Here is a 12,074-nt window from a genome sequence, read left to right as displayed (position 1 = left end):
GGCGGTGGATGATACTTTAGCGCAAACCTTTCTCATCCTTTGGTAGGGTTTTTCATTTAAGGCATTGAACAACCAATATTTTTATCTAGTATGATGCCATGTATAACGGCATACGGCCGTTGGCAAAATTGGCTATAAGCATGACCTGTATGAGTAACAAATTATTAACACTTCTCGGTGTATTGAGTGTTTTATGGTTGTTCCCAACATCTAGCTGGGCACAAACACAACAGACATTGACCATCCATTATCTTTATTCTCTACAGGAAAGTGCTAATACTATTCCCAAAATCAACCAAGCCCCAGAGAATAACGGACTAGCAGGACTTTTAGTCGGACTACAAGATAGTAATACGACGGGTAAATTTATGGGATATAAAATCATCCTAAAAAAGCACCTCATTGATGCAACATATTCGATAAATCAGGCGCTTTCTAATATTCCCTCAGGCCCAATTTTAGTTCACCTAAACACATTGCAAACCCAACAAGTATTTACTCTCGCGACGAAAGAACATTTAGTCATAAATGTGGGTAATGCAGCCACCGAATTACGTCGCGATGTCTGTGCGAGCAATATTTTTCATACCAGTCCAAGTTATCCCATGCTGGCTGATGCCCTAGGCCAATGGTTAGTCAAAAAACAGTTAGATTCAGTATTATTAATTAGTAGCGAGGATGAACTAGCTACTGATTATGTAACTGCCATAAAGCGAACATTACAACGTTATCGTATTGCTATTATTGCAGAGAAAAACTGGTCATTTACGACAGATTTACGGCGTACTTTAGAACAAGACATACCGCTTCTTACACAAACCGCAAAAACTTATGATGCAACTATTGTCGTTGATCCTCAAGGTACATTTGGTTATTACCTACCCTACAATACTTACTACCCAAGACCGGTTGTTGGTTCTGCAGGATTACAAGTGGATAGTTGGCATGGCAGTATTGAGCAATGGGGTGCAAGACAACTACAGAATCGAGTTCAGGAAGTGGCAGGACGATTTATGACTGGTGTAGATTATACGCATTATGTGGCCGTTATTGCATTGGCTCAGGGGCTACAAAAAAACACTCAATTTACAGTCGCTCAAATGTCAGATTACCTGCGCTCTTCAGATTTTTCACTCGCTGCATATAAAGGCAGAAAGCTGTCTTTTCGACCTAAAAATGGGCAATTGCGTATGCCCTTGTCATTGTTTCATGCCAGAGGGGTTGTCTCACAATCACCACAAACTGGTTTTATGCACCCTGTTACTGAGTTAGATACACTTGGATTAACCCCAAACGAGATATGCCAATGAAAAATACACTTTGCACTGCACTAATATCAAGTATGTTGATATGCTCAACGGCATCATTACAAGCCAAAGAATTAGCCTATGTAACGAATGAAAAAAGTAACAGTTTATCAGTGATAGATCTCGATGATTATACTGTCATCAAAGAAGTCCCAGTGGGTGAGAGACCCCGAGGGTTTATCTTTAATCATGACCAAACTTTGGCGTATATTTGTGCCAGTGATTCAGATCGGATCCAAATATTTGATGTCGCAAGCGATATGATAATTGGTGAGTTACCATCAGGTGAGGATCCAGAAACAATTGCATTACATCCCAATGGCCAAACCATATATACCGCAAATGAAGATGATGCATTATTAACTGTCATTGATATTGCTTCACAAACCGTCACGACACAAATTGATGTAGGCGTGGAACCAGAAGGATTAGCCGTGAGTCCCGATGGAAAAATATTGGTAGTGACTTCAGAAACAACTAACATGGTGCATTGGATCAACACTAGCACCAATCAAAACTATGCCAATTCTTTGGTCGGTGCCAGACCTCGAGCTGCGATGTTTACTAAAGATGGTAAAGAGCTTTGGGTGACATCTGAAATTGGTGGAGAACTAACTGTATTTGATGTTGCCACCCAAACGGTTAAACATATATTCACTTTTACTATTCGTGGTATGCACAAAGACCGGATCCAACCTGTAGGCATTGTTTTAATGCAAAAAGCAAACAAAGCATTCGTCGCTTTAGGGCCGTCCAACCATGTTGCCGTTATTAATACAGCAAACATGGTGATTGAAAAATATATATTGGTTGGGCGTCGAGTGTGGCAGCTTGCTTTAAATGCTGACGAGTCATTACTACTAACCACTAATGGTGTTAGTTCTGATGTTTCAATTATCGATACACAAACAGCTAAAGTAGAAAAATCGGTTAAAGTTGGTCGTTACCCTTGGGGAGTGGCTGTTAAACAACTATGAGCATAAAAATTTCTGATATATCCTATAAATACGGGAAAAAACAAGCTTTACATAATGTTAATCTAGAGCTATGCCAAGGGTTCAACGTTTTACTCGGTCCAAATGGTGCGGGTAAATCTACACTTTTTTCTTTATTAACCGCTCAGTTTTCCATACAAAATGGGAGTATCTGTTTTGGTGGAAGCTCCTTGCACCCACCTAGCAGAGAATTATTCAAAAAAGTGGGTGTCGTTTTTCAAAATACGACACTTGACCTTGATTTGACGGTTCAACAAAATTTAACATATTTTGCGGCATTGCATGGGATTGGAAAACATACCGCCTTAGAACAGCTACAACCTATTTTATCCGCTTTATCTCTAATGCCACACCTGAATGAAAAAGTACGTCAATTAAACCAGGGACATAGACGCAGAGTTGAATTAGCCAGAGCAGTCCTGCATCAACCTCATTATTTGTTTTTAGATGAGCCTACTGTAGGTTTAGATGTACCAAGTAGAGAAGCTATTATTGCATATGTAAGGCAACTTGCAGATACCGGTGTGACCATTTTATGGACGACTCACTTATTAGATGAAGTACAAGCAGATGATGCGTTAGTTGTGTTATGTGATGGCCAAGTATTGTTATCCGAACGCTGTCAAGTGGCACTCCAATCCATGCAAAAACAATCGGTATTAGATCTTTATCAATCCCTCACCAAGAAAGTAGTCCAAGCCATATGAATTCATTACCAGCCGCATCACTTTGGTATACTTTTCAAGCCATTGTCGTCAGAGAATTATTACGGTTTTTTCAGCAAAAATCTCGTCTTTTTAGTGCCCTAGTACGTCCATTACTTTGGTTGATTGTGTTTGCTGCAGGCTTTAGAAGTGCATTGGGGCTTTCTATTACACCGCCATACGAGACATATATCCTCTATCAAGAATATATCGTACCTGGTTTGTGTGGAATGATTGTATTGTTCAATGCGATGCAGAGTTCCTTATCTATGGTGTATGACCGAGAAATGGGGAGTATGAAGGTACTACTGATGAGCCCTGCTCCAAAGGCTTTTCTTCTTTTTGCCAAATTATGTGGTGGCGCCATTTTATCCTTATTACAAGTAGTAATTTTTGTATTACTCGCATGGGGATTGGATGTAAACATTCCTTTATTAGGTTTACTTTATTCTATTCCAACAATATTTTTAACCGCCTTTTTCCTAGGCAGTTTGGGCTTGATTTTGGCAAATCATATCAAACAATTAGAGAACTTTGCTGGGGTGATGAACTTTGTTATTTTCCCTATGTTCTTTCTATCAAGTGCATTGTATCCACTCTGGAAAATTCAGGAGTCTAGTCTGTATTTATATTGGTTATGCAAATACAACCCATTTACCTTCGCTGTTGAGATGCTGCGCTTTTCTTTGTATGAACAGTATAACGTCGAACTTATTGCACTGGTTTCAGGTGTTACTTTGTTGTGTGCTTTTTTCGCCATAAATACCTTCAAAGCAAAAAAGTGATTGCCATCATGACAAACATTTAGCCTTTTCCGGAGAATGTAATTTCTGTTGGATATCCAACAAGGCAATGGTTTCGAGTTCTTTCTCACAAGCATCAGCTCTACCATCTGCTATATTTAAACTATTCACCAATTCATTAAGTAAACTTTTTTCAGCAGACAACGTTTTAATAGACTGATATTGTTGAATTAGACGTTTCATTTTTAGTTCCTTGTAAAAACCTCACTATTATTACAATATAGTAGAGCTTTATACTTTTGTATAATAATTAGTCAAAAAAATAATAATAAGTCATTAAGGACTGTTGTAGTGCATCAAATCATAATCATAGGCACAGGTTTTGGTGCCCAAGCGATTGCTCTAGCGCTGATCAAACAAAACATTACCGATTTTGTAATGCTTGAACGTCGCTCTTTTGCCGGAGGCACTTGGAAACAAAATCGTTACCCGGGGGCAGCGGTTGACGTCCAATCTCCTTTGTACTCATTATCGGCCACGCCCTACCCATGGACTCGGATGTTTGCTAAACAAGCTGAGTTAGCAAAATATACCGATGATATGTTTGACCGTTTTAATCTATGGGCTTATATAAAATTAAATCATAATGTCATACGCAGTGTCTGGGATGAAGAAGCCCAATCTTGGCAAGTCGATATTGCTGATCAGCCCAGTCTTAAAGCTCAATTTTTAATTAATGCTACAGGTCCCTTATCCACACCTGTTATACCTAATTTTATTGGCAAAGAACGTTTTAGAGGTACACATTTTCATACCAATGATTGGCCGGCTGATTTTTCTTTGCACAACAAGAAAGTCGCAATCATAGGCAGTGGTGCTTCAGCGACACAAGTGATTCCTGCTATTGTTGACCAAGTAAAACATCTTCATGTGTTTCAACGAACACCGCATTGGGTAATCTCACGACCTGATATGAAGTTCCCCAAATGGGTCCAACGGCTGTTAAATAAAAAATGGTTTTATTTTCCGTTAAGAGCAGCGATTTATTGGGCTTTAGAAACTCGTGTTATCGCGTTCAAATACTTCCCAGGTATATTGCGCTTTGTGGGAGAGTGGCCGGCACAACGGTTGTTAAAAAAACAGGTTTCTGATCCTAAATTACGCGCTGCTTTAACCCCTGATTATACGATTGGTTGCAAGCGAATTATCATGTCTGACACCTTGTATCCTGCATTGACAAAAGCCAACGTCTCCTTCCATGACAAAACCGATGGCATTGGAGAAATAACTGCCAACGGTGTGACTACCTCGCAAGGAGAATCAATAGACCTGGATGTCATTGTGTATGCGACGGGTTTTGATGCAACAGACGGATTGATATCATACCCCGTAACAGGTATTGACCAACAAACATTAAGCGATTTTTGGCACGATTATCCCAGAGCTTATCTTGGGACTTCGGTCCCTTTTTGTCCTAATTTTTTTATTATGACAGGACCAAATACTGGGATTGGTCATACGTCAGCGATTGTCGTTATCGAATCGCAAGTTGAATATATCATGCAAGCTATCAAGGCTGTACGGGACCAAAAATGCCAAAGTATTGCACCGACAGTTGAAGCAGAAGCGTCTTACACAAATTTTGTGCATTCAGAGATGGAGAATACCGTTTGGCACAAAGGCGGTTGTAACAGCTGGTACAAAAGCGCATCTGGTAAAGTCATTGCAATGTTTCCAGGTTTTAGTTTCACTTTTCGAAAATTATGTAAAAAGTTTAAACTTGGTGACCACACATTGGTATAGCCTGAAAAAAGCCGGTGTAGTTTAGTAAAACGATGGTGTACAAAACAAATATAAGAAGAAAAAAGAGGTCAACATGAGTCATTTTTATACCAACAAAACAGTCGTTATCACTGGTGCAGCGTCAGGAATGGGGCGCAGTTATGCCGTCTTGCTCGCGCAAAGAGGCGCTCGCGTTTTACTCACGGATATTGATGAAGATGAGTTATGCGTAACCGCGGAGCTGGTAGCCAAGTACAATGGGACATTGCCTTTAACTATGGTACATGACGTGAGCAAAATATCACAATGGCAAGCTTTGGCTAAACTGTGTAAAAACACCTATGATGGTTGTGATATCTTGATTAATAATGCAGGAATAGAAGGTGCAGCAGTTCCTGTTTGGGCTTCAGACATGAAAACCATAAAACGCACCATGGATGTTAATTTTTATGGTGTAGTCCAAGGTACCAAGACCTTTTTACCTCTATTAGCCGCCTCTCCTGCTTCTGCGTTAATTAATGTTTCGAGTATTTTTGGGTTTATTGGTACTCCCAATGCCTCAGACTATTGTGCGAGTAAATTTGCTGTACGAGGTTACACAGAAGCATTAATGGTTGAATTAGCACAGGTTCATCCACACATTCAGGTGCATTTAGTTCACCCAGGCGGTGTGGCAACTGACATCGCTCGCTCGGAGCGCACAGCAAAATTTAAAGAAAAATTTCTGACCACTCCTAGTGACGAAATGGTGAATTATGTTTTACAAGAAGTGGCAGCAAATAATCCTCGAATTGTTTATGGTAATCATGCGCGTAAAACCTATTGGAGTAGTAAATTACTCAGCTTATCAGCTTTGCAGAAAATGATTGGTAAAGGGATGAAAAAGCTCGCTCATCCAGATGACTATGCGAAAGATCACAAAGGTTTCAAGCTTTAGACTAAACGAGAGAATCAGCATGAATAGACGACACAAACCTATTGGGCAGCATTTATTAACGTGGGCAACAGCCCTTGAAAGTCGTCTCTATGGATTCTCGACAAAACACCAAAGAGTGGGTGAATTCTCCTATGAATACTGGGATAGTGGCGCTCAGGATAAACCTGTGTTGATTTTAATCCATGGTTTTACTGCTGATAAAATGGTTTGGTTACGCTGCGCCAGATATCTCACTAAAGTATATCGCGTTATTATTCCTGATATTGCTGGGCATGGAGGAACGGACTTTATTCCTGATCGAGGTTATGGGATCCCCAAACAAGCAGAACGTCTAAACTACTTCATCAAGAGCTTACAACTCTCCTCTAAACCTTGTATTGGAGGAAATTCGATGGGAGGCTTTTTAGCTGCTCAGTACGCGTTAACATATCCAAATGAAGTCCACAAAATCATCTGTGTAGATCCTGCAGGCATTGTTTCTCCAGAAAAAAGTACATCACAAAAACTGGCAGAGGCTGGGGACAATCCATTTTTAATGGATGATATTGAGGCCTTCCCACGCTTTTATGAACTCACTATGGCAAAACCACCCTTCTTACCACAATTAATCAAAACTGCCATTGCTTACAAATATGTCGACCGGAAAATGGACTTTACCGAAATATTTCATGATTTTTTTGCTCCAGAAGATATGCTTAATGGTAGGCTGCATCAAATATCTTGTCCGGTATTGTTACTTTGGGGCGCCAAGGACCAATTAATTCATATTAGTGCTGCACAAGTGTGGCAATCTGAAACCAATGGCATTACTGTAATCTGGGATGATTTAGGTCACATGCCAATGATGGAAGCTCCAAAACAGTGTGCTCAGGAAATGTTGAGATTTTTAGAAGCTTGAGCATAATAGCGTTTCATCATACTGTTTTATCAACACAACATTTTTTACCAGAGGCTAGCGCCACAATATGGATATTATTTTTTTACTCGTAGCATTCGGTTTTGGCTTAATTGCTAAATTTGCTCACCTCCCTCCTTTAATCGGCTTTTTGGCAGCGGGTTTCGTACTCAACGCCTTGGGTTATGAAAATAATGATTCCTTACAGATGATTGCCGATTTAGGCATTACCATCATGTTATTTACGATCGGCTTAAAATTACATATCAAAGATCTTACTACCAAATCAGTATGGTTAGGCAGCCTTGCTCATATGGGGTTGTGGATTGCCTTGGGCACCTTTTTACTTGCCGCAATGGGTGCAGTCTTTGCTTTTGAATTCTTTTCTATCAGTATGAGCACGGCGGCTTTAGTGGCTTTTGCGTTTAGTTTTAGTTCCACCGTTTGTGTCGTAAAAATTCTGGAAGAGTCAGGAGAAATAAAATCCAGACATGGCAAACTCGCTATCGGAATTCTTGTGATGCAAGATATCGTGGCTGTGGTGTTTTTAGTTTTCGCCACGGGTGTAGTCCCGAGTATTTACGCCCTTTGTTTACTCTTGCTGATCCCTGCGCAACCTTTCCTACACCGTTTATTAATGAAATCAGGACATGGTGAAATGTTACCCCTGACGGGATTCATTTTTGCTTTTGGTGCTTATCATTTATTTAGTTTGTTTGCTGTGAAAGGCGACTTGGGTGCACTCATCGCTGGTGTATTACTCGCCTCACACCCTAAAGCGAATGAGCTTTCTAAAGCTTTACTAGGATTTAAAGATCTATTTTTAATTGGCTTCTTTTTAACCATCGGTTTGACCGCAATGCCAACTTTGTCAATGGTCGCTATCGCAGTCGCTCTTTGTGTACTTCTGCTAGGGAAATTTGGTCTCTTTTTCTGGCTCTTTACAAAATTACAGTTACGCGCTAGAACCGCCTTTTTGAGTGCTTTACTGTTAGCAAATTACTCGGAATTTGGCCTAATTGTGGGGGCAGTTGCTGTTTCTGCAAACTTATTGGATGCGCAATGGCTCGTTATTTTAGCATTAGCTACTGCGCTGTCTTTTATCTTTACGTCTGTATTATACCGTCAGGCACACTCCACATTTACTCAGCATAAAGATAAATTAAAAGTTTATGAGAACCCAACGCCTTTACCTCAAGACGTTTATCCAAACCTAGCATGTGGCAGAATTTTAGTGATTGGTATGGGCCGTGTTGGTAAAGGTGCATTTTATGCTTTACATCAACAAATGGGTGAACAAGTCTGGGGGATGGATGCCGATCCACAAAAGGTCAAGGATTTAGCTGCTATAGGGAAAAATGTTATTATTGGTGATGGAGAAGATATTGATTTGTGGGAAAATTTAGATGTATCGCAACTACAGCTTGTCTTAATTGCACTACCCTCTGTAGAAGATACCATTAATATCACGTGTCAGTTGAAGCAATCTGGTTATACTGGAAAGCTAGCGGCCATCGCAAGATATGAGGATGAAGTTGCTCCGCTAGTTGACCAAGGCGTGGATCGTGTCTTTAATTTCTTCACCGAGGCCGGTTTAGGGTTTGCAGAAGAAAGTATTCAATGGGCAGGTCTGCAAGAAGAGCAGAGTTCTTCATAAAAATACGTATTGGAAAATATGCAAAACAATCTAAAAATACAGTTGCAAATGCAAACACTTATCATTTTAACTCATTGATAAATATATTTATTTTGCCAAGACAGAATGTCATTGCTATACTTTAGATATTGCCTAAAAAGGATATTTTATGAAACACTCTCCTGCTGTACTAGCAACACTTAATAAAGTGTTGACCGCTGAATTGACTTCCATCAATCAATACTTTCTCCACGCGAGAATGAACAAGAATTGGGGTTATGCGAAATTAAACACAGCGGCTTACAAGAAATCTATTCTTGATATGAAACAAGCTGACGATCTGATTGAAAGGATCCTGTTTCTAGAAGGGTTACCTAATTTACAAGCGTTAGGCAAACTCATGATTGGCGAAACACCTGAAGAAACCCTCAGTTGTGACCATCAATTTCAGAATAACTATGTGACTTTACTCAATGATGCAATCACATTATGTGAGGCTGAACAGGATTTTGTTTCCAGAACGTTATTAGTTAAATTTTTGGAACAAGAACAAGACTATTTTGATTGGCTAGACACCCAGCTTGGGCTGATTCAGTCACTATCGCTACCAAAGTACTTACAAGCGCAGTTAGATTAAGGAAAAACCATGTTACATAACACAAAAATTATCGACGCTTTAAATCACCTTCTCAGCTTTGAGCTCGCCGCGATGGATCAGTATTTTTTGCATGCCCAAATGTATGAGGATTGGGGCTACACTAAATTATATGAGCGTATTGCTCACGAATTTGATGATGAGAAAGGCCATGCCACCGTATTGATTCAGCGTATGTTGTTTCTTGAAGGTGCTCCTGATATGCAAACCCGTACAGGTTTCCAAATAGGTAGCGATGTACCGAGTATGTTAGAAAGTGACTTACGCGTTGAGTATGCGGTTGCCGATGCGCTAAGAGAGACCATAGCACTGTGTGAAGTGGAAAAAGATTTTGTCACAAGAGATATGCTGTTGACATTGTTGGACGATACTGAAATGGATCATGCACACTGGTTAGAACAACAACTCAAACAAATAAAGCATCTTGGTTTAGAAAATTATCTGCAAGCGCAACTGTAAATTTTTACTTTCGAAATCGTCCTGTGAAAACCGACAAATCTATACTTTAAGGGCAAATATTTTGCCCTTAGAGTAAGCTTCATTTTACACATTGTTTATATTTAGTAATAGTCCAAGAGATTTCACGACCAAAGTATTATTTTTTTCATGCTAAAGGACTTTTTTAAGTAACAACTCTGTAATAAATACGCCTTTGGTCGTATTTTTCATCAAAAAATCATTTATTTTTATAAATACAAGAGTAAAGTTAATTGAAATTAAGGACTTAACGCTTTAAAAATCACATTTATTGTTAGCATAATCTTACCCAAAAGTTAATTTAATGTTAACAATATTGACCTTGATCAAGACTTCATGTTTTAACCTACCATTTTCCCCTCAAAACCTTTATCATTCTCACGTTAAACGTTCTGCGTTCGATAAATATAATGCCCTTTTATCGAGCCTCAAAAGAATCGATTAACGCGAGAATTATCTCAGCAAGAAATTTAACTTACTAATGGAAGAACGACCCAATGAGCGAAGCTACTCAGGTTCAACCTGACTACAACTACAAAGTAGTTAGGCAATTTACGGTTATGACCGTTATTTGGGGTATCGTAGGTATGTCTATTGGTCTTTTAATTGCGACCCAATTATTTGCACCGGCGTTAAACTTTGACATTCCATACCTTACCTATTCACGTTTACGTCCTCTACACACCAACTCGGTCATTTTTGCGTTTGGTGGATGTGCTTTATTTGCAACATCGTATTATGTAGTGCAACGTACCAGTCAAGTCCGTCTATTTTCAGACAAACTGGCTGCGTTTACTTTTTGGGGCTGGCAGGCCGTTATTGTTCTTGCGGCAATTACCCTACCATTAGGTATGACGTCTTCAAAGGAATATGCAGAACTTGAGTGGCCAATTGATATTTTGATTACTCTGGTATGGGTCGCTTATATTATCAATTTCTTTGGTACGATGATTATTCGTAAAACATCGCATATATATGTTGCAAACTGGTTCTTCGGTGCCTTTATGCTAACAGTCGCGGTGCTGCACATTGGTAACTCAATGGCGATTCCCGTTTCATTTACAAAATCATATTCATTATACGCCGGTGCGGTTGATGCAATGATGCAATGGTGGTATGGACACAACGCTGTTGGCTTCTTCTTGACTGCGGGCTTCTTGGGCATGATGTATTATTTTGTACCAAAACAAGCTGGTCGTCCGGTTTATTCTTATCGTTTATCTATCATCCACTTCTGGGCATTAATTTCGTTATATATTTGGGCGGGTCCTCACCACTTGCATTATACGGCACTCCCTGATTGGACTCAGTCTTTAGGTATGGTGATGTCGATCATTTTATTCGTACCTTCTTGGGGCGGAATGATCAACGGTATCATGACGCTATCAGGTGCTTGGCATAAACTCCGTACGGATCCAGTATTACGCTTCTTAATCGTATCTTTATCATTTTATGGTATGTCTACGTTCGAAGGGCCGATGATGGCAATCAAAACGGTGAATGCATTATCTCATTATACTGACTGGACAATTGGGCACGTTCACTCTGGAGCCTTAGGTTGGGTTGCTATGGTATCTATTGGTTCTGTGTATCACTTGGTTCCTATCTTATTTGGTCAACCAAAAATGTATAGTACTTCATTAGTGAATGTACATTTCTGGTTAGCGACGATTGGTGTTGTTTTGTATATCGTAGCGATGTGGATGTCTGGTGTATTACAAGGCTTAATGTGGCGTGCGGTAAATGCAGACGGTACCCTCACCTACAGCTTTGTTGAATCATTGGAAGCATCTAAACCGTTTTATGTATTACGAGCTATCGGTGGTGCCTTTGTTGTCGCAGGTATGTTAATCATGGCGTTCAATTGTTATAAAACAATTCGTGCACCTAAAACTGCAGATGTGAAAACATCGTCAGTCGCAGCAACAGCATAAGGAGCACAT

General features: G+C 39.7%; 12 protein-coding genes. 11 read left to right on the top strand and 1 reads right to left on the bottom strand.

Going from position 1 to position 12,074, the window contains the following annotated elements:
• The first annotated feature begins 149 nt into the window (after positions 1–149).
• Genes NLF92_RS00800 through NLF92_RS00785 form a run of 4 tightly spaced genes read left to right on the top strand, consistent with a single transcriptional unit; the run spans position 150 to position 3,791 of the window.
• Positions 150–1,310 carry an ABC transporter substrate-binding protein gene (locus NLF92_RS00800; protein WP_254097867.1) on the top strand — a complete coding sequence of 387 codons (1,161 nt, stop codon included), beginning with the start codon at positions 150–152 and terminating at the stop codon, positions 1,308–1,310.
• 32 nt (positions 1,311–1,342) lie between these two features.
• Entirely contained in the window at positions 1,343–2,284 is a 942-nt protein-coding gene (locus NLF92_RS00795; protein WP_254098311.1) for a PQQ-dependent catabolism-associated beta-propeller protein, read from the top strand.
• The gene (locus NLF92_RS00790; RefSeq protein ID WP_254097865.1) at positions 2,281–3,009 is read left to right on the top strand and encodes an ATP-binding cassette domain-containing protein; all 729 of its coding nucleotides are present in this window, start codon (positions 2,281–2,283) and stop codon (positions 3,007–3,009) included. Before NLF92_RS00795 ends, NLF92_RS00790 begins: the two co-directional genes overlap by 4 nt.
• The gene (locus tag NLF92_RS00785) at positions 3,006–3,791 is read left to right on the top strand and encodes an ABC transporter permease (RefSeq protein ID WP_254097863.1); all 786 of its coding nucleotides are present in this window, start codon (positions 3,006–3,008) and stop codon (positions 3,789–3,791) included. The genes NLF92_RS00790 and NLF92_RS00785 overlap by 4 nt, the downstream gene beginning before the upstream one ends.
• Positions 3,792–3,797: 6 nt before the next feature.
• On the opposite strand, the gene NLF92_RS00780 is transcribed toward NLF92_RS00785, so the two are convergent.
• On the bottom strand, positions 3,798–3,992 hold the full coding sequence (locus NLF92_RS00780; protein ID WP_254097861.1) for a hypothetical protein: 195 nt from the start codon (positions 3,990–3,992) through the stop codon (positions 3,798–3,800).
• A 108-nt stretch (positions 3,993–4,100) separates the two neighbouring features.
• Here NLF92_RS00780 and NLF92_RS00775 point away from each other — a divergent pair, with 108 nt between their 5' ends.
• From NLF92_RS00775 to ccoN, 7 genes are all read left to right on the top strand, one after another.
• On the top strand, positions 4,101–5,552 hold the full coding sequence (locus NLF92_RS00775; protein WP_254097859.1) for a flavin-containing monooxygenase: 1,452 nt from the start codon (positions 4,101–4,103) through the stop codon (positions 5,550–5,552).
• A 73-nt stretch (positions 5,553–5,625) separates the two neighbouring features.
• Positions 5,626–6,468, top strand: a complete 843-nt coding sequence (locus NLF92_RS00770) for an SDR family NAD(P)-dependent oxidoreductase (protein ID WP_254097857.1) — start codon at positions 5,626–5,628, stop codon at positions 6,466–6,468.
• 19 nt (positions 6,469–6,487) lie between these two features.
• A complete protein-coding gene (locus NLF92_RS00765) occupies positions 6,488–7,366 on the top strand; it encodes an alpha/beta fold hydrolase (RefSeq protein WP_254097855.1) in 879 nt (292 codons plus the stop codon).
• 67 nt (positions 7,367–7,433) lie between these two features.
• Positions 7,434–9,020, top strand: coding sequence for a cation:proton antiporter family protein (locus NLF92_RS00760; protein WP_254097853.1), 1,587 nt, complete (start codon positions 7,434–7,436; stop codon positions 9,018–9,020).
• 148 nt (positions 9,021–9,168) lie between these two features.
• A complete protein-coding gene (gene bfr / locus NLF92_RS00755; protein ID WP_254097851.1) occupies positions 9,169–9,636 on the top strand; it encodes a bacterioferritin in 468 nt (155 codons plus the stop codon).
• A gap of 9 nt (positions 9,637–9,645) precedes the next feature.
• The gene (gene bfr, locus NLF92_RS00750; RefSeq protein WP_254097849.1) at positions 9,646–10,113 is read left to right on the top strand and encodes a bacterioferritin; all 468 of its coding nucleotides are present in this window, start codon (positions 9,646–9,648) and stop codon (positions 10,111–10,113) included.
• A gap of 515 nt (positions 10,114–10,628) precedes the next feature.
• Positions 10,629–12,065, top strand: a complete 1,437-nt coding sequence (gene ccoN / locus NLF92_RS00745) for a cytochrome-c oxidase, cbb3-type subunit I (RefSeq protein WP_254097847.1) — start codon at positions 10,629–10,631, stop codon at positions 12,063–12,065.
• Positions 12,066–12,074: the final 9 nt, after the last annotated feature.

The sequence above is a fragment of the Opacimonas viscosa genome (assembly GCF_024199005.1).
Taxonomy (GTDB): domain Bacteria; phylum Pseudomonadota; class Gammaproteobacteria; order Enterobacterales; family Alteromonadaceae; genus Opacimonas; species Opacimonas viscosa.
Note: the sequence above shows the minus strand (reverse complement) of the source record. Positions and strands in the feature narration are given on the sequence as shown.